22 protein-coding genes are annotated in these 24,904 nt (G+C 37.3%); 1 reads left to right on the top strand and 21 read right to left on the bottom strand.

The genetic code is table 11. The features are described 5' to 3' along the window. Positions 1–45: 45 nt before the first annotated feature. From MP478_RS08880 to MP478_RS08800, 17 genes are all read right to left on the bottom strand, one after another. Positions 46–930, bottom strand: a complete 885-nt coding sequence (locus tag MP478_RS08880) for a hypothetical protein (protein WP_257200233.1) — start codon at positions 928–930, stop codon at positions 46–48. A 57-nt stretch (positions 931–987) separates the two neighbouring features. Beyond that, a complete protein-coding gene (locus tag MP478_RS08875; RefSeq protein WP_257191848.1) occupies positions 988–1,467 on the bottom strand; it encodes a DUF4259 domain-containing protein in 480 nt (159 codons plus the stop codon). A gap of 35 nt (positions 1,468–1,502) precedes the next feature. After that, positions 1,503–1,724 carry a hypothetical protein gene (locus tag MP478_RS08870; RefSeq protein ID WP_257200232.1) on the bottom strand — a complete coding sequence of 74 codons (222 nt, stop codon included), beginning with the start codon at positions 1,722–1,724 and terminating at the stop codon, positions 1,503–1,505. A 3-nt stretch (positions 1,725–1,727) separates the two neighbouring features. Next, positions 1,728–2,372: an Imm26 family immunity protein gene (locus MP478_RS08865; RefSeq protein WP_257200231.1), complete on the bottom strand. Its 645-nt coding sequence runs from the start codon at positions 2,370–2,372 to the stop codon at positions 1,728–1,730. A 2-nt stretch (positions 2,373–2,374) separates the two neighbouring features. Then, positions 2,375–4,381 carry a polymorphic toxin-type HINT domain-containing protein gene (locus MP478_RS08860; protein ID WP_257200230.1) on the bottom strand — a complete coding sequence of 669 codons (2,007 nt, stop codon included), beginning with the start codon at positions 4,379–4,381 and terminating at the stop codon, positions 2,375–2,377. Between the two features lie 16 nt (positions 4,382–4,397). Further along, positions 4,398–6,530, bottom strand: coding sequence for a type VI secretion system Vgr family protein (locus tag MP478_RS08855; RefSeq protein ID WP_257200229.1), 2,133 nt, complete (start codon positions 6,528–6,530; stop codon positions 4,398–4,400). A 441-nt stretch (positions 6,531–6,971) separates the two neighbouring features. Then, the gene (locus tag MP478_RS08850) at positions 6,972–7,142 is read right to left on the bottom strand and encodes a hypothetical protein (RefSeq protein WP_257200228.1); all 171 of its coding nucleotides are present in this window, start codon (positions 7,140–7,142) and stop codon (positions 6,972–6,974) included. A gap of 166 nt (positions 7,143–7,308) precedes the next feature. Next, a complete protein-coding gene (locus tag MP478_RS08845) occupies positions 7,309–7,788 on the bottom strand; it encodes a MarR family winged helix-turn-helix transcriptional regulator (RefSeq protein ID WP_257200227.1) in 480 nt (159 codons plus the stop codon). Next, the gene (locus tag MP478_RS08840) at positions 7,785–8,276 is read right to left on the bottom strand and encodes a GNAT family N-acetyltransferase (RefSeq protein ID WP_257191841.1); all 492 of its coding nucleotides are present in this window, start codon (positions 8,274–8,276) and stop codon (positions 7,785–7,787) included. Before MP478_RS08840 ends, MP478_RS08845 begins: the two co-directional genes overlap by 4 nt. Positions 8,277–8,465: 189 nt before the next feature. Beyond that, a complete protein-coding gene (locus MP478_RS08835) occupies positions 8,466–9,881 on the bottom strand; it encodes a TolC family protein (protein ID WP_257191840.1) in 1,416 nt (471 codons plus the stop codon). 92 nt (positions 9,882–9,973) lie between these two features. After that, positions 9,974–13,120, bottom strand: coding sequence for an efflux RND transporter permease subunit (locus MP478_RS08830; RefSeq protein ID WP_230036670.1), 3,147 nt, complete (start codon positions 13,118–13,120; stop codon positions 9,974–9,976). Continuing rightward, the gene (locus MP478_RS08825; RefSeq protein ID WP_257191839.1) at positions 13,120–14,304 is read right to left on the bottom strand and encodes an efflux RND transporter periplasmic adaptor subunit; all 1,185 of its coding nucleotides are present in this window, start codon (positions 14,302–14,304) and stop codon (positions 13,120–13,122) included. The genes MP478_RS08830 and MP478_RS08825 overlap by 1 nt, the downstream gene beginning before the upstream one ends. A 1-nt stretch (position 14,305) precedes the next feature. Further along, the gene (locus MP478_RS08820) at positions 14,306–14,761 is read right to left on the bottom strand and encodes a transcriptional regulator (protein ID WP_230036673.1); all 456 of its coding nucleotides are present in this window, start codon (positions 14,759–14,761) and stop codon (positions 14,306–14,308) included. A 116-nt stretch (positions 14,762–14,877) separates the two neighbouring features. Beyond that, entirely contained in the window at positions 14,878–15,390 is a 513-nt protein-coding gene (locus tag MP478_RS08815; RefSeq protein WP_257191837.1) for a GNAT family N-acetyltransferase, read from the bottom strand. A 256-nt stretch (positions 15,391–15,646) separates the two neighbouring features. Continuing rightward, positions 15,647–15,877 (bottom strand): DUF2007 domain-containing protein, encoded by a 231-nt coding sequence (locus tag MP478_RS08810; protein ID WP_230036677.1) that lies wholly within the window; start codon positions 15,875–15,877, stop codon positions 15,647–15,649. Between the two features lie 61 nt (positions 15,878–15,938). Further along, the gene (gene lat / locus MP478_RS08805) at positions 15,939–17,264 is read right to left on the bottom strand and encodes an L-lysine 6-transaminase (RefSeq protein WP_257200226.1); all 1,326 of its coding nucleotides are present in this window, start codon (positions 17,262–17,264) and stop codon (positions 15,939–15,941) included. A gap of 114 nt (positions 17,265–17,378) precedes the next feature. After that, the gene (locus MP478_RS08800) at positions 17,379–18,929 is read right to left on the bottom strand and encodes an aldehyde dehydrogenase family protein (protein WP_230036681.1); all 1,551 of its coding nucleotides are present in this window, start codon (positions 18,927–18,929) and stop codon (positions 17,379–17,381) included. Positions 18,930–19,063: 134 nt separating this feature from the next. Between MP478_RS08800 and MP478_RS08795 the strand changes: the two genes are divergently transcribed. Beyond that, positions 19,064–19,261, top strand: a complete 198-nt coding sequence (locus tag MP478_RS08795; RefSeq protein ID WP_230036683.1) for a hypothetical protein — start codon at positions 19,064–19,066, stop codon at positions 19,259–19,261. A 93-nt stretch (positions 19,262–19,354) separates the two neighbouring features. Here MP478_RS08795 and MP478_RS08790 read toward each other — a convergent pair whose 3' ends face one another. The 4 genes from MP478_RS08790 to MP478_RS08775 form a co-directional block, all read right to left on the bottom strand. Next, positions 19,355–19,543 carry an Arc family DNA binding domain-containing protein gene (locus MP478_RS08790; protein WP_230036685.1) on the bottom strand — a complete coding sequence of 63 codons (189 nt, stop codon included), beginning with the start codon at positions 19,541–19,543 and terminating at the stop codon, positions 19,355–19,357. A 99-nt stretch (positions 19,544–19,642) separates the two neighbouring features. After that, positions 19,643–20,509, bottom strand: a complete 867-nt coding sequence (locus MP478_RS08785; protein WP_230036687.1) for an SPFH domain-containing protein — start codon at positions 20,507–20,509, stop codon at positions 19,643–19,645. 241 nt (positions 20,510–20,750) lie between these two features. Then, a complete protein-coding gene (gene ccsA, locus MP478_RS08780; protein WP_257200225.1) occupies positions 20,751–24,026 on the bottom strand; it encodes a cytochrome c biogenesis protein CcsA in 3,276 nt (1,091 codons plus the stop codon). Positions 24,027–24,315: 289 nt separating this feature from the next. Continuing rightward, positions 24,316–24,897, bottom strand: a complete 582-nt coding sequence (locus MP478_RS08775) for a Crp/Fnr family transcriptional regulator (RefSeq protein ID WP_257200224.1) — start codon at positions 24,895–24,897, stop codon at positions 24,316–24,318. Positions 24,898–24,904 lie beyond the last annotated feature (7 nt).

Raw genomic sequence — 24,904 nt, 5'->3', positions numbered from 1 at the left:
TTTAAAAGATGTTGTTATCTTCTCTTCATCCCATAATCAATATCATTAATTCTCAATCGATTTAATCTTTAAATCCATATCAATCCTATAAGCAAGATGTTCATGCATTTTTTCTGTGAAATGAAGCTCAGCATTCATGATCTTACCGGTTGATTTTTCAAAATTATATTTTGTTTTGACACTGAATTCAAACTGATCAATAGAGAATTCCTTCTCATTTTCGTAAAGCTTTTTGATATGACTTTTAATGAGTTCAGCACGGTTGTTCAGTACGGAATGAAATTCTACAAAAAGAGTATTATTTTCTTCTTCAAGCTTCACCAGTTTTAGCTGATAGCTATACTCTACTCCCTGCATCAATCTGGAACGAATACTCAACGGACTGGATAAAAAACTGTAGTACTCATTAGGTGGAAATATCAGACTATAAACTTCCGGTAACAGAAGAATATACTGTAGGTTTTTCTTCAGTTCTCCCTCAAAGCTTTTCAATCCTTTTTCATAATTGGCAACCAATTTAATCTGATCTTTTTCTTCCGGAAAAACAGTAACCATTTTATTTTCTTTCCATTCTTCCCAGCTCTTCCACAGCTCCTCTGTATTCTCAACAGAAAGTATCTTTCCGTTTGCATTTCGTTTGATATAAAGATTACGTGAAATATCAGCAAGGGCAAGACTTTGTTGTAAAAAGGATTTCATTGTATGATCTTCCGTATTTCCTGTAATTTCAAGAAGATTTATCCTATTGTAAATAAGATCTGATTCTTTCTGCTGGTCAAGAAGAAGTTCAGATGAGGTTTTTAAAGAAATTGGGGAATTTTCCTTACCCATCAGAAAGATATTCTCCACATTCAGGGTATATTCCTGCGAGAATTTTTCAAGTTGAAGAAGAGGAATATTTTCCCCAAAAAAGAAATTTGAAATACTCATTACTTTATTTTGACTCCTGTACAGTTTAAATGATCTCTTCTAAAGATATTTTATTTATTATGAAAAATTGGTTTTTATATATTTCGTCCACTCTTCCTCAATTTCCGGATCATTATTTTCTTCATCAACAAAATTATAGTTGCTATAAAAATTATCGAGCTTCATAATTAAAGAAACCTGATAATTAAACCATTGGTGATATTCATCAGATTCTTTCCATAATTCTCTTACTTCTGAATGCTCTTTAAAGAAAAGGATCTTTTTGGCGGCTTTTATAACCATTTGAGCTAATAGAATCGTATCTACGGATTCCAACTGTGGCAAAATGTAGTCTGTGGAAATCAGTTTCAAACGACCACTCAGTGCTTCAAGTATTGCTAACGTAATAAAGCTCTCTTCATCATCTATAAAATCATCTTCATCCAAAATTTTGGTGAGATAAGGAATCACTAATTCTTTATCCGGAGATTCCTCCAGTTCTGCAAACCAATCTGCAGCAGTATCATTTTCAAAGTTCTTGTATCCCCAAGCCCCCATAATTATATTTTAAAATTAATATTCATAGAATCTGGCTAAATCAATCCCATTTCCTTAGATAATTCATAATAACTTATATTTGGATCTAAATTCAAATCTCTATAAACTTTCTCTCTTAATTCAGGAAAATTTCTTAAATCCATTTCCTTAAAACTATCGCTATAATGCTCTCCAGAAACCATTTGCCCGAAAATAAACTTATCCAACCCTTCAAGTTGTAAATAAAATAGATCTCCTTGATTTAATTTCTTACTCATTTCTTAATAAAACCGCTCTAAATCAAATCCCATTTCCTTAGATAATTCATAATAGCTTTTATCTGGATCTAAATTTAAATCTGAATAAATTTGTTTTCTTTCATCGGGATGATATAAAAGATCTAAATCTGTAAGGCTTTCATCATAATAATCTCCGTCTATTAAATCCTCTCTTCCTTGTAACCCTAAACTAGCATCTAAAATCACAACAGGGTATTCCGGAGCAGGAAGAACTCCAGGATATTGAATCGGATCCTTAATAGCTGTTTTGAAATAAAGTTCTCCCCTCATTAACCGAACTTCATTATATGCATTTCCTACAACTTCCGGAAATTCTATATTCTTAACATCAACTTTATGATGTCCAGCAACTTCCCATTTTAAACTATTTGCTTTTGAATCTATTTTAAATACAAAAACTCTAGGAATTAATACTTCCATACTATCTGGAAGATTGGGAGAATCATATATACCTTTGTAAATTTCTATTAGATGGCATCCTGCATAAGTTGTAAAATAGTTTTCATCGTTTGCCTTTGATTTTTTTAGCTGGCTGTCTACATCAAATAAGACCCTACCAAAAATAAAAAGATTTTTGTTTTCTAATTTTAAATTGAAAATATCTCCAACCTCTAATTTTTTTATCATTTTTATGGACATTTTATAAGTTTACTAAAATAATTAAATTTCCTTTTGCTTAGCGCATTAATCTTATTTCTAATTTCCGCTCCTGCTTTTAAAGTTTTAGTTCCATTTTGCATTATATGATATTGTTCACGAGCTGCTGTTTGAAATGCATTCCAAGTTCCAGACTCTAATGTTCTACTAACATATCTTCTAGGATCGAGTCCTTTCTCTAAGACATGCTGAGTAAATCTTTTCCCATCTTCTTGTATTGTTTTTCCAACATAAACATATTGTTTTGTTTTCTTATCCCAAATCCCATAAATTTCTGATGGCTTAGGAGTGAGATCATGAAAAACTGAATTTGGATAAGACTTTCCATTATGCACCAGAATATCAAGTGAAGACACAAAATAATTATGTACTTCGTCAACTTCAAGATTATAGGTTTTGAAATTTCCAACAATTTTTTCGGTCTTTTCTACAATAATAGATTTTCCGGTGGCATCCATCAACAGATTTCCGCTTTCAATATCTTCTGCATTAATCCAGTCAGAATGCGTTACCGACCAGAACCTGTGGGCTGATGTACTTTCAATGATTTCATCCCCAATATATAGCCTGCAAAGACTTTCAGTATGATTTACATACACTCCGGTAACCTGTTTTAAGACTTCCGTGTGTTTATCCTGATCAAAAGCTGTAACATAATCTCCTACTGAAATTGTTTCAATAGCTGCATAACCATTATTTTCATCAATTTTCACTAAAGTTCCGGCCGGAAAACAATGTTTAAGTTTCGCGAGGTCATCCCAAGTTTTTGCTACAAGCTCAGCGGCTTCATCAGCCATTTTACTTAAGCATTTTCCACTGTTATGCACCAGAACCCCTGAATTCCCTACAAAATAATTATGCCAGTGGTCTACCTCAAAATTATAGACTTTCTGAGGCGTATAATTGAATTCTGTTTTTTGTATAATACCTTCTTGCTGGTCACGCAAAAGAATTTTATCTCCTTCTTTCAATTCTGAAGCATCCGTCCATTCACCATTGGTATAAAAAGGGTGTGTAGCCGTTGTTTCAATGACTTCAGCTTCTGTATAAATACTAATCGTATGGTCACTTTCATTAGTGATTAAATCAATCACCGGCTGAAGGGCTACGGTATCTGTATCTTCATCATAAGCCCAGACCAGATCTCCGATGCGGATGTCTTCAATATTTTTAATTCCATGTTCAGTATGAACAGGTGTTCCAGCCGGAAAACAAGCAAAAACACAGGTTTTAAGAAGCTTTTTGGCAACATCATCTACACTTTTCTTTAAGGCTTCTTTACTCAGTTTTTTCAATGCGGCTTTTCCCATCTGCTGAAGAGCTTCTTTAGAGATAGCTTTTGCACCAGCTTTTATGGCACCTTTCACACCGGCTTTTGCACCCTGCATGGCTACTGTTCCGGTTCCAAAAGAAACCACTCCTACCGCAATAGAAGCCACATCCCAGATTAAAAATCCGGCATTCATGGCTGCTCCCCAGCCATCACCGGTCTGTATATCATTGATAAGATCACGGCCGCTTCCCCAAACTGGGATCATCCCTTCCACAAGACCTGCTTCTCCCACACTGTCTCCATGTCCGCTGTCATCTAGTTCACGCTGTGCCTGATCCTGCATATCTTTTACTTCCTGAGCGGCATCGTCCGGAAGAGGAACCTGTCCGCTCGTCATAAATTCTATCTTTCCACCCACAGGACATTGACAGGTACTTTTTCCTATCAAAGATCTGATTCCGTTGATTTTTACCTGCCAGGTATCCTGCCAGGTCATAGGAACAGTTGCGGGAGTACAGGGACCACCACTGATTTTGCACACCTTAAAGGATGGAATATTAATCAGAGGAGCGGCATCTTGATTGGTGGCCACCAAACAACCATGGATCTTCACCTTTGTATTGAATGTAGGTTTAAAGAAATCCGGGGCAGCTCCCTGATCACACATCATCAGGGCATTGAGGGTTATGTATTCTAACTCATCCATGATTTCTGTTTTAGAATTACATAATATTGGTATCTCCGGAAGACATCACAGCGCTTGGCCCTCCGGTAATTGTAAGTGGAGAATCTGTGCTAATATTCATCGCTCCTCCTTTACTTGAAAGTCCGAGTGCACCGGTAAGTGCAGTAATATCAATGATTCCTTTTCCTGCTGATGCCGTAATTCCTGCTTCAGATATGGTAATAGAATTATCTCCTACCTTCAGAGTGATACTTGTTTTTCCGTCAAGAGTAATATTTCCTCCAGCATCCATTTTTAATAAGGATTGTGGTGGAGCATCTTTCTTACCCCCAACGTTGATTACATTGGTACTTCCTGCATTTACGGTATGATTGCTATTGGCGTTGGTGGTTGCATTTCCGGTTCCGTCAAAATTCATATTGGCACCACCCTGATCTTTAAGATTCATGGATCCGGCACCATTATCATATTTCAATTCTGCACCGCTTCGGCCACTGAAACTCATGATATTATTTCCGGTACCGCCACCAGCTCCTATTCCGCCATGGAACATTCCCCCCATGACAAAAGGGCGGTCCGGATGAAGATGTACAAAGTTAACAATCACCTGATCCCCAACTTCGGGAATAGACATAAATCCGCGGTTCTTGCCTACTTTTTCACTGCTTCCGGCATCTGGTGTCATTACACGGATAAATTCAGTGGTATCCTGTCCACTCTGCCAATCAAGCTGAACCTGTACACGGCCCTGATTTTCAGGATCGGTGTTGGAAATTACTTTTCCAAACTGGGGTTCTGCCACCGGAACTGTAAATTCCGGTCTTGGAATAAATCCGGTATCAGCAGCTATTGCCTGAAAAGATCCATCATAATATCCACGGGCATCTACTTCATGAGTTACCTCTATCAGCATAAGCTTGGTAAAATATCCGGTATCGTTAGTATCTGACTTACGCATTTCTATATCTGCAATACAGCCTGGATAAAGGAATGGTACAGTTGTATTCCCTGAAGTAACAAAAACTTCTGAAGCCTTGCTTCCCGCAGCACCTTTCTGTGAGGCATCAATATCCATAAAGGAAACAGCCTTGATAGGTGCAACACGTAAAGACGGCGTCTGAAAAGTCTTTTCTGAAATTTCATAGGCACGCTTGGCGATCTCTGAGGTATGGTTAATTTTTGAACTTCCACCTTTGAATTTTTCATTTTTGCTGCTGTTGTATCCATAAAATGATGGATTCACATGCTGAGCTTTCATTTTAATTTTAACGTCAGTGAGATTACTGCCATAAGTCAGCATCACAGGTTTTTCCTGTGGAGGCAGCTGTCCGAAATGCAGCACTTCCCCGTCATAAAAGAATTGCTCCCCGTAAGCTTCTGCTATTCTCGCCAGATAATTATAATGAGTTTCTTCGTATTGACAACTGTAAGATACATTTCCCTGACGGGCGTCTACCCTGAAATCATATTTTCCCTGCCCCAGCCCTTCTTTAATAACTTCATTAGCGATACTGTTCAAACTCATAGGCTGTGCTCCACCAAAACTTTGAATATGAGGGGCTGCATCCAAAAGGATGGTTGGACTTAATCCTGATAATATAAGATTTCCCAGACTTCCCTTTTCCTGACTGAATCCGACTTCTGTGATGACTCCGACAAAATTTCGTTCTGCACCACCTTCCACATCTTTATACTTGAAAACAACCGTAATCCTTTTTCCAAGAAAATTCTGTACTTCTTCAAGATTATGATTTTCTGCACTTCCTAAAGTATCATGCGCCAGAATGAGTTCAAACTCATGATGTTTGGTAGTGCTTTGGGTGAGTTTAAAGTGTTTGAAATATTTTATCGGCTTGCCTTCCACATGAATATCAAGTTTTACTACGCGGTTAATGCCTGCAATGGCGCTTTCCGGAATACTGTCTGCATTAAATATTCTTGATGTAGGCTGCTTTGCCCATAATTTTCCTTTAGTAATGGAAGGTTCATTCGGCAGCAAAGGCTGATTCAGGAATTGTTTTCCTGTATTCACTGCATTCACTGCATTATTCACTTTTGAAGTAACTTTCTTTACTTCTTTGATTTTTTTATTTTCCTGGATTTTGTTTACAAAACCTGTCTTGTCTGAATCTATTTCCGGTTTGGGAAGATTATTCTGTTCCTGAAACATGACGTCAATTTTTTTTTTGGTGTATGACTTAATTAGATATTCAACCTTTACAGGTGAGACCCTTTAACTTAAAGAACCAATCGGCAGCTTGCAACGGCCTCTTGAACAAGCTTTTTTATGATTGATCTGAGATAGTTGCAGTCGGAATTTTCAGAAGTGCAATTCCACTTTAAGTACCAGACAGTACTTTTTACTGGATTGATTATTGTATTTTTTCATAAGTTTTTTCGGTGATTTTGGTAATGCAATATATAACCTTAAATATTCACGTCAAAATGAACTATCTATTATTTCAAAAATTGTAGTAGAACTACGACAATGAATTTTTAAAAAACCTTTCTACGGAGCTTTTCGTGTCACTGCTAAATAAAACATCCATGTTATGATCAGATAATCAGCAACATGGACGTTAATTTACAAATAGTATGATTTGTTTTTATTTCAAAACTTTTTCATAGCAGTTAAATATCCTTTTCGGAAGCGAACTGTTCCTACAAGGTCGTATACTTTTTTAGTATAAACAGCATTCGCAGTATCATTCATGGAAAAAGCATTAAACCGAATCGACGGATATTGATTTCGCCTGGCAAATTCTTCGGCATACCGAATCATTTTACTTGATATTCCTGATCCCATTGATCAATACCGTGATCAGCATATGTGCTTTTACTTCTTCAAGCGCCTGAGCAGCCTGAAGTACATCACCATGAACAGCTTTCCTAATCATTATAATTATTTAATTATTTACTACATCTTTTTTCTATCCAATAACAGATATTTACTTTGAATTCTTAAGCTGCATTGCCCGTTGATAAAAAGACTGATTGGCAATTTTTTCTTCAGCTTCATCAATCGCTTTCAGGAGATTATTTTCATTATCTGCAATTTCACTCAATACAGTGGCTACCAATTCCCATACCGGTTTCATTTTTTCAACCAGCTCAGTACCTTTGGGAGTCAACAGAAATAATCTTTTACGTTCATCACTCTTATCTTTTTTCCATGCTAAGAGTTTAAGCTTTTCAAGTTCTTTGAGCAGCGTTATGGTAGAAGGATGGGTATACCCAATTTCATTCGCAATTTCCACCACACTTGCAGTTTCTTTTTTGTATATGGTAAAGATGACCGGAAACCATTTGAGTTCAAAATCTATCCCAAATGCTTTGTAGATCATAGCTCCATCTTTTCTTAACTGTTCGCTCAGGCGGTGTAACCGGGTTGAAATAGCAAGAATCCCTGCTTCGTTGATAACGTTCATAGAGTCCTATTTAAATGATAAAAAACATCATCGGAACCCATCAATGGAAATTGAGCCGGAAGTTCTTCTTTCTCAATCTTTTCAAAATCATTCCGTTCATAGAACCGCTGGGCAGCCTTCAATACCGTGATGGTTCCCAAATATAAATCATCTATTCCATTTTCATGACAGAAAGAGAGTAAAACTTCCAATAATTCCTGTGCAATATTCAGTTCTTTTCCCCGGAATTCTTTTTTTACAAACATTTTCCGGATCGCTCCTGCCCTTTCATCAAATTTGACCAAAGCAATGGTTCCCACCAGTTCCCCATCTATAAAAGCTCCCCAAAAGTTTCCTCCAGCTTCGGTATAAAAGCTTTCAATCTCAAAAAGGTCCGGCTGGTCATGGATTGTCAGCGGAACGTTAAACTCTTTTTGCTGAATCGTAAGAATGAGGTCTATAGCCTGATCTGAGTATGAATTGCCTATAGGCTTTATCAGTGGTTTCATCGTATTCTTTTATTTAAACAATCATTTTAATATTGTGTGATATTCACAAAAACGAAACTACGTAGTTTACTACGTATATACAAACATAATTTTATTTTTATAATGATTTTAACAGTTCTTAAAAAAAAGGAACAAAAAAACGTATGTCAGTGATGACATACGTTTATATAGGTAAGCGTAAAATATCTTTTATTTCCAGCCTCCGCCTAAAGCCTGATAAAGCTCTACACCGGCTTTCATTTTATTGTATCGTGCATTGGAGATATTAAGCTCTGCATTTAATGAATTCACACTTGCATTTAAAACTTCGAGATAGTTGGCCATACCGTAGTTTACCAATTCCTGGGAATAGTCAACTGATTTTTTGTAGGCATCCAATTCTTTTTGTTTCAATTCAATAAAAGAATCCTGTACAGAATATACTCTGATGGCATCGGATACTTCTTTTCCAGCGGTAAGCACTGTTTTCCTAAAATTTAAATAAGCTGTTTCCTGATTGGCAAGGCTCACATCATAGTTCGTCTTGATCTGTCTCTTATTTAAAATAGGCTGAGCCAACCCTGTCACTACATTGGCAAACAATGAGTTGACACTGAATAAGTGGTCGATATCTACAGACTGAAGTCCTCCGCTTCCGGTGATTTTTAAAGTAGGATAAAACTGGGCTTTAGCTGAATTGGTTAATTCAAAAGCATTCATCAGGCTATATTCTGCTCTCATGACATCCGGACGGTTAGCCAGTAGCTGAGTAGGATATCCTAATTTTAAGTCAATAGGCAGATTCTGGTTTTCCAGCGTAGACCTTTCAATAGTGTGGGAAGGTTCCCCCATCAGAAGACTCATTGTATTTTCAAGTGACTGTATCTGCGTATCAATATCAATCAATAGAGATCTTGCATTAAAAACAAGGGCTTCACTTTGCTGTACCGCCACTTCTGTAACGGTTCCTGAAATTTTCAAAGCTTTTGTTGTTTCTAAATTCTTCTCACGTACTGCAATGGTTTCCGTAATGATCTTTTTCTGAGCATCGAAAGTCAACAGCTGGTAGTAGGCAGAAGCAATAGAAGCAACAAGGCTGCTTTTTACCGCTTTATGTGCAGCAACTGTGCCTAAATAGGTGGCCAGCTGTGCTTTTTCCTGTGCTTTCAGCTTACCCCAGATATCCGCTTCCCAGCCAATACTTGCTGTAATATCAAACTGATTCACATAGCTTCGGTTTCCAATGATCTGCCCAAACTGAGTGTTGATAGACTGAGTCTGGAAAGTATAGTTAGGGCCAATAGAAACGGTAGGCTGATAAGCTGCTTTACTTTGTTTCAGATAAGCTTCCGCAGAACTGATGCTTTGTAAAGCAATTCTGATATCCAGGTTATTTTCTAAAGCTTTTGAAATATGGCCTTGAAGTACAGGGTCTGTAAAGATTTCTTTCCATGAAATATCTGCAATATTGGTACTGTCAGTAGGAAGCATATCTGTACGGAAAAGCTTTTCGTCTACAACGTTTTTCGGCCTTTCATACTCTTTTCTGGCCATACAGGATGTAATGGCTCCCAGTATGAAAACTGAAAAAGTGATTCCTTTTATGATGTTTAATAAACTCTTCATTATTTAAAATTAGAAGTTAGAATCCAGAAATGAGAAGTTAGTTTTTAACCGGATAGCCAGTGTCTAACTTCTCTTTTCCAAATCATTATTTTTTATTCTGCTAAATTGATATCTTCTTTTTTGAGAGGTTTAATTTTTTCCTGCAGTGTTTCAAAGATCACATACAGAACAGGAATTACAAATAATCCTAAAATTGTTCCTATCAATAGTCCAATAGCGGCTCCTGTTGCAATTGATCTGTTACCCACTGCTCCAATTCCACTTGCTAAAACTAACGGCAATAAACCGAAGATAAATGCGAAAGATGTCATTAGAATGGGTCTTACTCTGGCTTTAGCTGCATTGATGGCTGACATTACAATCGTTTCACCATGATGCCTTCTCTGAACAGCAAATTCCACAATAAGGATCGCATTCTTAGCTAATAAACCAACAAGCATGATCAGGGCAATCTGGAAATAAATATTATTTTCCAAGCCCATAATCTTCTGTCCGAAATAAGCTCCCATTACCCCAAGAGGAAGAGAAATAATAACGATCAGAGGAAGGATATAGCTTTCATACTGTGCAGAAAGGATAAAGTAAACGAAAATCAAGCTAAGCCCAAAAATAAGAAGCGTCTGAGATCCTGAATTCAATTCTTCTCTGGTCAATCCAGTAAATTCTACTGCATAGTTTTGATTCAGGGTTTCATTGGCCACCTGCTGTACAGCGGTAATGGCATCCCCGGAACTGTATCCTTCAGAGTTTGCTCCCGTTACCTTCACTGAGGTAAACAGGTTATAACGGCTTACAGATTGCGGCCCGTATGCTTTAGTAAGAGTTACAAACTGGGAGATCGGAGACATTACTCCTGAACCTGTTTTTACATACAGCTCGTTCAGGTTATCAATACTTTTTCTATTATCCGGAAGGGCCTGCACCATTACTCTGAACTGTTTTCCGTATTTGGTAAAGTCAGCAGTATAGACTCCCCCTATATATCCTTGCATGGTAGCAAGGATATCACTTACGGAAACCCCAAGTTGTTTTGCTAACGGAACATTGATATCCATTTGATACTGAGGATATTTTGTATTGAATGAAGTCTGAGCAAATTGAATTTCCGGTCTCTGCATCAGTTTTCCGATAAATTCATTGGTTTTATCATCCAGATCAGCATATTCTCCACCTGATTTGTCCAGCAATACCATTTCAAAACCTGCACTGTTACCAAATCCAGGTACACTTGGCGGCTGAAAGAATACAACTTTGGCATCAGGAACAGATCCTACAATTCCAAATAGTTTTTTGGTAATATCTTCAGAAGTCTGTCCGTCTTTTTTTCTTTCTTCGAATGGTTTTAGCTTAACAAAGGCAAGACCATTGTTACTTCCGTTTCCGGATAAGAATCCCCGCCCTGTAGAAATTGTTACATTCTGTACTCCCGGAACTTTCAATGCTTTGGCCTGAAGTGTTTTCAGGGTGTTGTAAGTTCTTTCCATAGAAGCTCCCGGAGGAAGCTGGACATCTGTAAAGATAATCCCTCTGTCTTCTGTAGGTACAAACCCTTTCTTCATACTGCTGCTTGCCCAGAATAAGATACCTCCTGTAACAGCAAAAATAATCAGGGTTACCCATTTATGTCTTAATAGAAATACAAATCCTCTTCCGTAACGTTCAGTAGTTGTTTTAAAAGCAATATTGAATTTATAGAAAAACTTCTGTAACAGATTTAAGTTCTTATACTCCTTATGATGCTCTTCGTGAGGTTTTAAGAATAATGAACATAAAACCGGGCTCAACGTTAATGCATTAACAGCAGAAATGATAATCGCTATAATAAGCGTAATACCAAACTGTTGATAGAATACTCCTGTAGGACCCGTAATAAACGTTACCGGAATAAATACCGCAGCCATTACCAAAGTAATAGAAATAATAGCCCCTGTAATCTCATCCATCGCTTCTACCGTCGCCTTTTTCGCATCAGAAATACCATGTTCCATCTTCGCATGTACGGCTTCAACGACCACAATGGCATCATCGACGACAATACCAATCGCGAGAACTAAGGCGAATAATGTTAACAGGTTTAATGAATATCCAAATAGATTCAGGAAGAAAAATGCCCCTACAATAGATACCGGAACCGCGATGGCCGGAATCAGCGTAGATCTGAAATCCTGAAGGAAAATATATACTACAATAAATACCAGGATGAAAGCTTCAATCAGGGTATGTACTACCTTTTCAATAGAAGCCTCAAGAAATTCATTGGTATCAAAGTTGAAGGTATATTTAATTCCCTTTGGAAAAGTACTTTCTGCTGACTTCAGATATGTTTTGATATTTTTAATAATTTCCTGGGCATTGGAACCTGGCGTCTGGAAGATCCCCATACTGATGGAAGGTGAATTCCCATTCTCCCCGATTCCTGTGTAAGACTGGCCTGCCAGCTCTACTTTAGCAACATCTTTTAGCATCAGGTTTTGTCCGTTTGCAAGAGATTTTATGATGATATTATCATACTGTTCTTTATCGTTGAATTTACCTACATACTTAATGATATATTCAAAAGAGCTGCCGCTGTTCTGGCCAATGGAACCCGCTGCCGCTTCTCTACTCTGCTCATTGATAGCATTGGTAACATCTGTAGGTGTTACACTGTAGGCAGCCATTTTTGCCGGATCCAACCAGATTCTCATCGAGTAGTTTTTACCCCCGAAAACGTTGGCATCTCCTACACCATTAACCCTTTTTAAATTGGGAATAATGTTGATATTCATGAAGTTCTGAAGGTATACATCATCCAGATCCTTATTTTCGGAATAGAAAGACATATACATCAGTGCACTGGTTTGCTGCTTTTGTGTTACAACCCCTGAACGTGTTACTTCAGAAGGTAATAAAGGCGTCGCTCTGGCCACACGATTCTGTACGTTTACTGCGGCAATATCCGGGTCTATTCCTTGTTTGAAGAAAACCTGGATCTGGGCAGAACCGTCGTTTCCAGCACTGGAAGTGATATAATCCATACCTTCCACCCCATTGATCTGTTCTTCCAGAGGTACCACTACACTTTTCATCACCGTCTCAGCATTGGCTCCGGTATAGTTGGCAGAAACACTCACTGTAGGCGGCGCAATATCCGGATACTGTGTAACCGGTAACGAGACAAGCCCTAAAATACCGAGAATCACAATCAAAATTGAGATTACGGTAGATAAAACCGGTCTGTTAATAAAGTTTTTTATCATTAGAATTTCGGTTTTATTGATTGAACAAGACTATCCATTTTGATTGGTTTCGGCTTCACGGCAGTTCCCGGTTTCAGACCTCCGATTCCTGCTGCTACAACAGTTTCCCCTTTATTTACCCCCGATTTTATAAGAGCCATATTGTCGATTCTGTCAATAACATTAATCACAACATTTTTAGCGGTATCTTTTTCTACTTTATATACGTAAACAATACCTTGCTGTTCATAGGTAGCACTTTCAGGAACCACCAATACATTATCATAACGTTGTGGGAACCTGATGGTTCCACTGTTACCATTACTTAAAAGCTTTTGGGCATTAGAAAAAGCTACCCTGAATTGAATAGTTCCTGTTGTAGGATCAATCTGACCGGTAATGGCTTCAATTTTTCCTTTTTCAGGATAAAGACTGCCATTGGCTAGCTGAAGCTCAACCATCGGAAGGTTTTTTATTTTCTCAGGCATTGATGCACCCGGAGATTTTTCAAGGAAATCAAAGTACGCTTTCTCATTCATTGAAAAGTAGGCAAAAATCTGTGATGTATCAGAAATAGTGGTCAAGGGAATCTGGTCAGAAGGTCCTACCAAACTACCTACTTTCAGTGGAAGTTTACCGATAACCCCTGAAATAGGTGCACGGATGATAGAATAATCGATGTTGGCTTCTACTCCTTTGTAATTAGCCACAGCCTGTCTTTTTGCCGCATTGGCCTGCTGCAGTTGTGCCTGAGCCTGGGCCAGATTGGCCTGAGCCGTCTGTAGCTGGATGTTACTGATGATATTTTTCTGAACCAGAGGCTTTAGCTTGTTGACTTCAAGCTGAGCCGCATTTACTGAAGCCTGAGCTGCGGCAATAGTAGATTCTGCGGCACCAATTCCTGCTTTGGATGCTGCTGCATTTTCAGTAAGGATATTGGTTTCCAGACGAAATAAAGGCTGTCCTTTAGTAACATATTGTCCTTCATCTACCAATAGCTGGGTGATATAACCCTGTATTTTTGCACGTACATCATTGTTTACCCTACCCTGAATGGTAGCCGGAAACGTCTGATAACCCACTATATTTTTTGCCTCCACAGAAATAACAGGATAGGGCTTGGCACCATCCTGTTTCGGAGCTTCTTTTTTGCAGGCGGTTAGTGAAAACGCTGCAATGGAAAGTATAACTAGCTTATTATTCATTTTAAAGTTTATTAAGAGATTCCTGAATATTTTCTATATTTTTATTTAGTAGCGCTTTGTAAGCTTCTATTCTTTTGTTGTAGTCATTGTCTTTATTTTTTTTAAAATTGTTTAAATCATCTAATAACCTCAATTCGTCCTTCATCTTTTGGACAACTTGTTCGAATCGGATTTTCTTATATTCATCATTGGTGAAAAAATACCTTTTCCTCTCATCCATTTTGTTGTGGTCTACGATAAGCTGCATATTGAGAAGTAATGAAATACTTGTGGACACGGAGCTTTTACTCGCAGAAAGCACTTCAACAAACTCGTCAAAAGTAATTCCTACTTTCTCATAATCGAAAAGAAGGTAGGAATAGATTTTTGAGGCTAATGGGGGTATGTTGAAAAGAAAGCCATAAAACTTTACGGCATCCTGAAATATTCTTTCATCAATTTCTATACTTTTGTGCATATTATAAAAATGTAAACAAAAGTAGAAATTAGTTCAGAACTAAACGAACAAAGATGATAGAGATTATAAATACAGTTTCTTTTAAAAATTCAATGAAAGTGGATTTAACTTTTGGCTTAAATTATAATCTTCTCAAAAGCTTTTCTCATTCCGTCTTTCAAAAGAACCTCTCCACAATAGGAATATCCTTTACTTTCCAGAATTTTCAGCATGGCAATATTATCGTAATTCGTGTCTACTTTTACACTCTGAATTCCATGAGATCTTGTAAAATCTTCGATATGGTCGAAAAGTTTTTTCACCATTCCCTGGCCTGCAAATTTTTCATCTACTGCAATTCTGTGTACGACTACAAACTCCCCATCACTCAGCCATGCACCTTCAATGGTACTGTAAGCAGGTTCATCATTTAAAATCAAAGCAGCGAAAACAGCAATTTCTCCATCTACTGTAAGAACATATCCAAAACCTTTTGCAATATCGCTTTCTACCGTTCCCAGATTAGGATATCCGTTTTGCCATTGTGTACTGCCATCCAGCCTTCTTCTTTCTATAGACTGCTGGATGATTCCCCAAATAATTTCTCTTTCTTCAATTTCCGCTTTTCTCAGTGTAATTTCTGGATTCATTGTTCTTTGATTTTGATTAAAGGATTAGGGCAATCAGAAGTTCTGTCGTATTATTTACTCCTATCTTTCCGGAGGATGGCAAAACCAGATGACTATAAATAATGTATACTAATAAAGCCTGTTTTTCAGAAGCCTGACACTTACATCCTTTAGTATTCTTGTTTATTTTAATAATGAGTTGCTAATTAAAAAACCGAAAACTAATTAAAATTAATTTTCGGTTCGAAGTAGTAAAATTTAAAATTATGAAATTGTTTTATTGATTTTCACTTTGTTGAAGGTAAGCATCTACAATTTCAAATGCTCTTTTTTCATCTTCCAGATCTACCATTACTTTTAACGACGTAGCCGTGGGAGTTGTGGTAAATGTAAGATAATTATTTTCAACCGTGTTTGTAATTTGTCCATCATCCAATTTAGACTTAACCAACTGAATTTCTGAAGGGTTATCACTTTCAAAAACCGATACTCTCGTACTTCTTTCCATATTCTATATTGTTTGAGTATCTAAATATACAATGATTTTTTGAAAATTACAAATCCTGGTTTTAAATTTTGTTAATATTGTTTTCTATTTTATCTAACGCCAGCTGAATTTCTTCTTTGGTAACATTAAGGTGAGGTCTGAAACGTAAAGACTGGTCTCCACATGGAAGAATGATCAGTCCGTCATTGAAGAGTTCATTCATAATTTTATTTCTGTCTCCCGCTGATGGAAGATCAATGGCGCACATCAATCCTCTTCCTCTTGCATTGGAAATTTTCTCAGGATATTTCTCAGCAAGCGCTTTCAGGCTATCCAGCAAAAAGTCTCCTACCACTCTGGCATTTTCAACAAGATTTTCTTTTTCAATAACCTCCATTACCAATTGGAAACGAAGCATATCGATAAAGTTTCCTCCGAAAGTAGAGTTGATTCTTGAGCTTTCTCTGAATACATTATCAGGAACTTCATCAAATTTCTCTTTATTGGCTAAAACTCCGCAAACCTGTGCTTTTTTACCGAAAGAAATGATATCCGGTTTTGCAGTAAAGTGCTGAAAAGCCCACATTTTTCCCGTAATGGCAATACCGGTCTGAACTTCATCAAAGATAAGTAAGATTTCATTTTGATCACAAAGCTGTCTTAACCCTAATAAGAATTCATCTCTGAAATGGTTATCACCTCCTTCTGCCTGGATTGGTTCTATGATGATACAAGCCACTTTATCCGGATTCATCAAAATAGCTTCTTCAATCTGTAATAAAGCAAGCTTTTCATTTTTGATGGTTTCTTCCAGATTTTCTTCCGTAATCGGGAATGATAATTTCGGATTTAAGATTCTTGGCCAGTCAAATAAAGGAAAATATTGGTATTTTCTGGGATCTGAAGTGTTGGTTAAGCTTAACGTATAACCGCTTCTTCCGTGGAAAGCCTGTCTGAAATGGATACAGATTCCGGCTTCAGTCTGAAGTCCTTTTGCAAAGTTTTTACGGGTCTTCCAGTCGAAACAAGCCTTTAAAGCATTTTCAACCCCTAAAGTTCCGCCTTCGATAAAGAAAGCATATTGTAATTCTTCAGGAATAACTACTCTTTCAAACACTTCTAAGAAATGAGCATATTCTTCTGAGTAAACATCTGCTAAAGTTGGTTTGTTGACAGCCATTCTACCTAACCATTCTGATCTTTCTACAAGATACGGGTGATTGTATCCAACAGAAGCTGAGGCAAACATAGAGAACATATCCAGATATTCCCTGTCTGTAAGTTTATCGTAAAGCCATGATCCGTGAGATTTTTCAATGTCCATCACGAAGTCAAACCCATCTGCCAAAACGTGCTTTCCTACTGTTTCTTTTACTTTATTTGCTTTTATATCTAATATTTGTTCCATAATAAAATTGATGTGTGATTTAATAAGTGAATGATTAAAAACTCACAGGAATGAGCTCTTAATCATTCAGGTTATTAATTTTTGTTTTTGTTTTTTGTGCTTTAAGTAAAGCTTTTATAAATCAAATTTAATACCTTGTGCTAAAGGAAGTTGCGCGGTATAATTTATAGTATTGGTTTGTCTTCTCATATAGTACTTCCAAGCATCAGATCCTGATTCTCTTCCTCCTCCGGTTTCTTTTTCTCCACCGAAAGCACCTCCGATTTCAGCACCTGAAGTTCCAATATTAACGTTGGCAATACCACAGTCTGAACCTGCATAAGAAAGGAATAATTCTGCTTCTCTCAGGTTTTGGGTCATAATTGCAGAAGATAATCCCTGAGGAACATCATTTTGAATAGCAATTGCTTCTTCCAGGGTTTTGTATTTAATCAAATATAAAATCGGGGCAAAAGTTTCATGCTGCACGATCTCATAAGAATTTTTCACTTCGGCAACGCAAGGTTTTACGTAGCATCCTGATTCGTATTCTTTCCCGGTTAATACACCGCCTTCAACAACAAATTTACCGCCTTCTTTTTTACACTTTTTGATAGCTTCTTCATATTGATTCACTGCATCAGTATCAATTAAAGGACCTACATGGTTTTTCTCATCCAACGGGTTTCCGATCTTCAACTGGCCATAAGCTTTTGTCAATCTTGTTTTCACTTCATTATACACACTCTCGTGGATGATCAGTCTTCTCGTGGAAGTACATCTCTGACCAGCTGTTCCTACGGCTCCGAAAACGGCTCCGATGATAGACATATCTATATCTGCTTCTTTCGTAATGATAATTGCATTGTTACCTCCTAATTCAAGGATAGATTTCCCGAATCTTTCTGCTACTTTAGAAGAAACCATTCTTCCTACTCTTGTAGAACCTGTGAAAGATACTAAAGCTACTCTTTTATCATCTACCAGCTTCTGTCCGATCTCATGGTCTGATACCAATACACTTGAAACTCCTTCAGGAAGATTATTTTCCTTTACAACTTCATTCATGATATTCTGACATGCAATTGCACAAAGTGGTGTTTTTTCAGATGGCTTCCAAATGGTAACGTTACCACAGATCCATGCTAATGCAGTATTCCATGACCATACAGCCACGGGAAAGTTGAATGCTGTGATGATTCCAACCACACCTAGCGGATGGTATTGCTCGTACATTCTGTGTCCCGGTCTTTCTGAGTGCATCGTGTATCCCTGAAGCTGTCTGGAAAGCCCTACAGCAAAATCACAGATATCAATCATTTCCTGTACTTCTCCAAGACCTTCCTGCAATGATTTACCCATTTCATAGGAAACCAGTTTTCCAAGATCATCTTTATATTCTCTCAACTTCAGACCCAGCTGTCTTACAATTTCTCCTCTTTTGGGAGCAGGGATCATTCTGAATTCCTGAAATGCCTTTTGAGCAGTCTCAATTACTTTGTCATAATCACTTTCTCCGGAAGTCTTTACTTTAGCGATTAATTTACCGTCTACAGGAGAGATACTTTCTATCGTCTTTCCTGAAGCGAAATATTTTCCGCCCACTGAAGTCCCTTTATTTTCTTCTTTAATACCAAGGTTTCTGAGTGTTGTTTCGATTCCGAAATCCTTTACTTTTTTTGACATAAAATCTTACTTTTCGTTCTCTCTAAAGATAAAAATATTATGCGAACCTCAAAACTTTAATTTTTAAGCTGTTTTTTATTTGGACTAATTATAAACATATGTATCTTTGTAGGGTAAAATTTTGACATTCAGAAATGGAGAATAATACATCAAAAGAAGATTTTTCAAAACAAAAAGATAATTCAAAGTGGAAGCAGTGGATTAAGCGTTTTGGTGTCGGGGGAATTATATTTTTTACCGTAAAGGGGATCATTACCTCGACTTTAATTTATTTTCTTGGAAAGAATTTCTGGAATATCATTACCAAATATTTTTCAACGATATTCGGGTAAGACAACAGACAATGATATAAAAAGAAAGCTGAGAATTTTTTCTCAGCTTTCTTTTTATAATTAAGGTAATTGAATAGTTATTCTAAACGTAAACTACTCTTTCTTCTTCCTCCCCGAATCAACCAGGTTCTGATGCAGCAAGTATTCAATCTGTCCGTTTACACTTCTGAATTCATCATTTGCCCATTTTTCCAGGAGTTTATAAGTAGACTCATCTATCCTTATGACAAAGGATTTTTTACCTTTGCTTTCGGAAGAATTTTGTACTTTTTCTGATTTCATTTTTCTTGTTTTTAACGCAAGATGCGTGAAGATTTATTTTCCAGATTCATTGTTTACAGGCGGATAACAACTCCCCAATCCCTGGAAATTATTCATATTTTAGTTATATAATGTTCCTGCATTTAATATAGGGGTTGCTGCTTTTTCACCACATAAAACCACCATTAAATTGCTTACCATTGCTGCCTTTCTTTCGTCATCAAGTTCAACGATATTGCCTTCGGAAAGCTTTTTCAAGGCAAGATCAACCATACCTACAGCTCCTTCTACAATTTTGGTTCTCGCTGCAACAATGGCAGTAGCCTGCTGTCTTTGAAGCATCGCTCCTGCTATTTCTGATGCATAGGCCAAATGGGAGATTCTTGCTTCCTGAATAACAATTCCGGCTTTTGAAAGACGGTCTGTGAGCTCCTGTTCCAAAATAGAATTGATTTTTTCTCCACCTTCTCTCAACGTAATGGGTGCATGGTCATCCTCCAGATTATCATAAGGAAAACTCATGGCCAAATGCCGCACTGCTGCTTCACTCTGCATTTTTACAAAATCTGAATACCGTTCAACATCAAAAGCTGCTTTATAAGTATCTCCCACTTTCCATACGATTACTACTGCAATTTCAATTGGGTTTCCCATTTTATCATTCACTTTCAAGGTCTGTCCTTGTAAATTCTCGGAACGCAAAGACATTTTCTGTGACGAATACAAAGGATTGATAAAGAATAATCCGTTCTCTTTTACCGAGCCTACATATTTTCCAAAAAAGTTTAACACTCGTGAGTGATTAGGCTGAATAATCATTAATCCTTTCAGGAAGAAGCATGAAAGTAAAAAGCAAAGCATCGCAATAATCACATAGGCAATACTCTGATCAACTCCGGAAATAAAGAAATAAACCGAAGCAGCAAATAAAGCCAGACAGATTACTAAAGTAATATAACCCGACATGGGTTTTAATGTTTTTTCCATAACTGAATTTTTAATTTGATATTATTTTGATATCATAAAGATAGCATCAATTTTTGAATGCCAGATCTAAATAATAAGTTTTTTGTGGGGTGTGGAATAAGCAATAGCAGGATTGCTATGTAGGTCTGGCTATCTCAGAAGGTTCTCTACGTACCGTATCACACATCATCCGGTATCTGTACCGCACAAAAAAATCCCGGAAAATAAATTCCAGGATTTTGATTGTATAGGTCTGCTGCTTTTACTTCTTCGTTAATTTTTTAAACTTGAAATAAGAAACTGCTGATAAAGTAATCATTGTTGCAATTCCGATGTATACCCAGGCCGGTACCGGTACCGGATCTCCTGCTGCATAAGAGTGAAGTCCGCTTAAGTAGTAATTTACCCCAAAATAAGTCATTACCATTGAGCAGAACGCAAACATTGTTGCTACGTGGAACGCCCATCTGCTTCTCAATCCGGGCACTAATCTCATGTGCAGTACAAAAGCGTACACCATAATCGAGATGAAAGCCCATGTTTCTTTCGGGTCCCAGCTCCAGTATCTACCCCACGATTCGTTGGCCCAGATTCCTCCTAAGAAGTTTCCAACCGTTAAAGCGAAAAGACCAATGGTAAGAGACATTTCAGAAACCACTACCAATTCTTTCAATGTGGTATCATGATGAATTTTATAGGTCTCTTTGTTTGAAATAATATAAAATACCAGAGAGATCACGGCAATGATCATCGATAGGGCAAAGAAACCATAGCTGGAGGTAATAATCGCTACGTGAACAATTAACCAGTAAGATTTCAGTACAGGAACCAATGGTGTAATCTGCGGATCAAGCGCTGAACCTCCATGCGCAAATCCCATCATAATTACCGCTACCATAAATCCGGCTGCAGGAATCAATGCATTGGAATTTCTGTAAAGAACAAGCCCTGCTGTAATTCCTACCCACGAAATAAAGATAATAGCTTCATATCCGTTACTCCAAGGGGCGTGCCCTGAAATATACCATCTTGCAACAAGGCCTAAGAAGTGGCATAAATACCCTATTAAACCTATCGCAATAATGACCTTGATTATTTTATTTAGTAGTTTGCTTGACTTGAATAATTCAACAAAACCTAAGATCAAAAGAAGTCCTCCTATGATGGTGTAGAATATTAATAATTTGAAATTAATATCTGCTTTATTCATGAAAACTTCAAGATCTACTTTAGATTGGGCAGGAACAACGCTTTTACCCCATTTCTGCTGATATTCTGAAAGTTTAGCAAGTTCCGAATCTGCTTTACTCCAGTTTCCTGATTTCTGAGCGGTAAGAACTTCTGCAAAATAAGGCCCCATTACCTGCTGAGATTCCATATCCGGTTCAAATTTCTGGTCAAGCCATGAATGCCATGTATGGTTAGCATCATTTTTTACCGGTACAATTCTCATAAACTGACCACTGAAAAACTCGTTAAAAATCTGAACTCTTTCGTTTACAGCAATTACTTCTTTATCATAATTGGTCTGATCTGCCGGCTTTTTACGGAAAGCAGTGTTATAATCATGCTCAAGGATGTATGTTAAATTACCGTTAGCATCTGCAGGGAAAAGGTTCATTAAAGAAGTATAACCTTCATCATCAGCCTTTGTCTTATTCTTTAATTCGTCTCCTCCTTTCGGCCCCACTTTAATCATTGGAACCATTGTCCAGCTTGGGGTATCTGTATTTACGGATAAGAACCACTGGTTAGCAGTAAGGTATTTCCCGTCAGTTCCTTTGAATTTATCTTTCTTGTATAGTTTTCTTAAAACATCCAATGCTTCTGTATTGATAGGAACAATTCTTCCTTCAAAACTTTGCACCAGAAGATATCCGAATTTATCAGCATGCTCCTCACTGATTCTGTTTCTTGCAATGATTTCATCCGGAGAGATAGATCTCATCTTACTCATTGGCGTTGCCAGAGAATTCTGCTTTGGAGCAGCACCATCAAGCGGTTGGGCAGATGGAGCCGGAGCATGAGTATGCCCGTCACCTTCTACATGTACATGCTCTCTGCTTCCGTCGGTAGTTCCATGTGTTTCAATTTTCTGGGCATTACCCCCTATACTTAAAAACAATAAAAGAACAGCTGCTGTTTTTGCTTTTTTCTTGCTGGCGTCAGCCAACATTTTATTTAATTTCCAAAAGTGAGTTCCTTTCCAGAAGAAGATCACAAACATTCCTAAGAATAATAATCCGTATCCTATGTATGAAATCAGTGTTCCCCAGAAATCATGGTTTACAGAAAGTACGGTCCCCATTCTGTCCGGGTCAAAGCTCGACTGGAAGAGACGGTATCCTTTATGGTTAAGAACGTGGTTCATATAGATTTTATAAGGAGTTTCTTTACCTTCATCAACAATTTTCACATGGCTTTCGTAAGCACTTGGAGAAGAACTTCCAGGATAAGTTTCCATTACGAAATCTTCTAACTTCAGGGCAAAAGGGGTATTGTAAACCTTAGGCCCGAATCCAACCATGATATTTAGCCCATCCATAGTCACCTGCTTATAGGCATTTGGATTTCCTCTTTCCACAGAAAGATCAACCAGACGTTTTGTTTTTGGACCCTGCAGTTCTATCTGAAGCATGTCTGGAACGTTAGCATCCTTCTTTCTATCTCCTTCAATAGCGATCAATCTTCCTTTTTTCAGTCCTTCAGGAACTACAAGTTTTAATTCATTGATCGTATATAAACTTCTCAATGCCAACGGTTGGAATTCATCCTTTACTGTACTTCCGGTAGCCTGAGTGGCCATCGTCATATAGCTTGCATCAACAGGAGTTTTGATGAATAATTTTCCTCCTTCATTTTTAAATTCCACTGCCCCTTCAATAGCTCTGTTGAATGTTACCAAAGTTCCGTTAATTGATTTGGTTTCTCCCGGTTTGATGTAAACATTCTGTCTTCCGGTACTTCCTGTAGACACCAGGTGAAGGTATTCTGCACCGTTGGGTTCAGCAACCAGGCTGTCTTTTTTTCTCTGAATATATTCCTTGGCAAAAATCTTTACTTCTTTTCCGTGGAAATCATAGGTGGCATTCAGATCTTTGTGGAGTGGAGACATCAGGTAAGGAATATCTTTATAATTAAGGACATCACCTTTTTCCTCAATCTGAATCTTAAGGAAGTTTTTATCCGTTACGATTTCGTTGGATGTTTCTCCTTCTCTAATGTGCATGGTTCCCTCGAAACTGATGTATCTTGTGATGGCACCACCGATAAAAATGAATATAAAAGCCAGGTGAAAAACAAGAACCGGCCATTTCTCTTTTTTCCAAAGTCTATATCTGCCGATATTTCCTATGAAGTTGAGAATAAGCAGGACCATGATCAGTTCAAACCATTTGGCCTCATAAATTAATGCTTTTGCTGTAGGCGTTCCATAGTCGTTTTCCAGGAACGTTGCATAAGCCATTGCAAATGCATACACCAGTAACAAAACAGCCATTGTCCTGGTTGAGATAAGAATATCTTGGAGCTTCTTCATGATTTAATTATACTTGACATGCAAAAATAAGCATGATAAACTACAAAGAGATTAAAAAAAGCTGTTTTTTGTCATTTTAAAGCCCGTTTCGCTTATTTTGAATCATTCTTAATAACTTAAAAAACACTAAGGAAAAAACAATTTTTAAAACCAGGCAAATCAGGATTCATTATACCTATAGCCGTGATTGAAATCTTCTATTCAAAAACAACTCAACAAAACAGAAACAACTGATTTAAAGTTATTTAAATTAAAATCGGTTTTATAAGAAATTAGATGGACAGAGAATTTATTTTCCAAGAAATATCTTTTTCCTGATTTTGCTCAAGAATTCATGGGTAATCCCCAAATAGGAAGCAATTTGTTGCTGGGTAAGCTTTTGTTCAAGTTCCGGGTATTTTTGCAAAAATTCCACATATCTTTTATCAGCTGTTTTACCTGTCAAAGAAAGAATTCTTCTCTGTAATCCCACTGATGACTGCTGGTTCATCATTCTAAAAAGCTTTTCTACCTGGGGCATTGTTTCATACAGAAGTTCTTTATTCTTTTTGGAGATCATAAGAACCTCGCTATCCTCAAGAGCTTCTATATTCAGAATACTGGGAACATGATTAATCAGACTGTCGATGTCCGTTATCCACCAACCTTTGACAGCAAAATAGAGTGTCTGTTCAAAACCGTTTTCATTGAGATAATATACTTTACAGCATCCACTGACAACAAACCCTTCAAAAGAACAGTAATCCCCTTCTTTAAGAATCACTTCCTTCTTTTTAAAGACTTTATATTCAAATGGAGAAGCAAACCGAGTGAATTCCTCTTCGGATAAGTCTATATACCGGCTGATGTTTTGATAAAGTAAGTCAAGCATTATTCTG

The organism is Chryseobacterium sp. WG14 (assembly GCF_024586945.1).
Classification (GTDB): domain Bacteria; phylum Bacteroidota; class Bacteroidia; order Flavobacteriales; family Weeksellaceae; genus Chryseobacterium.
This window is presented reverse-complemented; position numbering and strand designations above follow the sequence as displayed.

Bases quoted from the DNA above. Each gene is read 5' to 3' on its own strand.
- MP478_RS08880 (WP_257200233.1), bottom strand. From the start codon at position 930: ATGAGTATTTCAAATTTCTTTTTTGGGGAAAATATTCCTCTTCTTCAA.
- MP478_RS08875 (WP_257191848.1), bottom strand. From the start codon at position 1,467: ATGGGGGCTTGGGGATACAAGAACTTTGAAAATGATACTGCTGCAGAT.
- MP478_RS08870 (WP_257200232.1), bottom strand. From the start codon at position 1,724: ATGAGTAAGAAATTAAATCAAGGAGATCTATTTTATTTACAACTTGAA.
- MP478_RS08865 (WP_257200231.1), bottom strand. From the start codon at position 2,372: ATGATAAAAAAATTAGAGGTTGGAGATATTTTCAATTTAAAATTAGAA.
- MP478_RS08860 (WP_257200230.1), bottom strand. From the start codon at position 4,381: ATGGATGAGTTAGAATACATAACCCTCAATGCCCTGATGATGTGTGAT.
- MP478_RS08855 (WP_257200229.1), bottom strand. From the start codon at position 6,530: ATGTTTCAGGAACAGAATAATCTTCCCAAACCGGAAATAGATTCAGAC.
- MP478_RS08850 (WP_257200228.1), bottom strand. From the start codon at position 7,142: ATGATTCGGTATGCCGAAGAATTTGCCAGGCGAAATCAATATCCGTCG.
- MP478_RS08845 (WP_257200227.1), bottom strand. From the start codon at position 7,788: ATGAACGTTATCAACGAAGCAGGGATTCTTGCTATTTCAACCCGGTTA.
- MP478_RS08840 (WP_257191841.1), bottom strand. From the start codon at position 8,276: ATGAAACCACTGATAAAGCCTATAGGCAATTCATACTCAGATCAGGCT.
- MP478_RS08835 (WP_257191840.1), bottom strand. From the start codon at position 9,881: ATGAAGAGTTTATTAAACATCATAAAAGGAATCACTTTTTCAGTTTTC.
- MP478_RS08830 (WP_230036670.1), bottom strand. From the start codon at position 13,120: ATGATAAAAAACTTTATTAACAGACCGGTTTTATCTACCGTAATCTCA.
- MP478_RS08825 (WP_257191839.1), bottom strand. From the start codon at position 14,304: ATGAATAATAAGCTAGTTATACTTTCCATTGCAGCGTTTTCACTAACC.
- MP478_RS08820 (WP_230036673.1), bottom strand. From the start codon at position 14,761: ATGCACAAAAGTATAGAAATTGATGAAAGAATATTTCAGGATGCCGTA.
- MP478_RS08815 (WP_257191837.1), bottom strand. From the start codon at position 15,390: ATGAATCCAGAAATTACACTGAGAAAAGCGGAAATTGAAGAAAGAGAA.
- MP478_RS08810 (WP_230036677.1), bottom strand. From the start codon at position 15,877: ATGGAAAGAAGTACGAGAGTATCGGTTTTTGAAAGTGATAACCCTTCA.
- lat (WP_257200226.1), bottom strand. From the start codon at position 17,264: ATGGAACAAATATTAGATATAAAAGCAAATAAAGTAAAAGAAACAGTA.
- MP478_RS08800 (WP_230036681.1), bottom strand. From the start codon at position 18,929: ATGTCAAAAAAAGTAAAGGATTTCGGAATCGAAACAACACTCAGAAAC.
- MP478_RS08795 (WP_230036683.1), top strand. From the start codon at position 19,064: ATGGAGAATAATACATCAAAAGAAGATTTTTCAAAACAAAAAGATAAT.
- MP478_RS08790 (WP_230036685.1), bottom strand. From the start codon at position 19,543: ATGAAATCAGAAAAAGTACAAAATTCTTCCGAAAGCAAAGGTAAAAAA.
- MP478_RS08785 (WP_230036687.1), bottom strand. From the start codon at position 20,509: ATGGAAAAAACATTAAAACCCATGTCGGGTTATATTACTTTAGTAATC.
- ccsA (WP_257200225.1), bottom strand. From the start codon at position 24,026: ATGAAGAAGCTCCAAGATATTCTTATCTCAACCAGGACAATGGCTGTT.
- MP478_RS08775 (WP_257200224.1), bottom strand. From the start codon at position 24,897: ATGCTTGACTTACTTTATCAAAACATCAGCCGGTATATAGACTTATCC.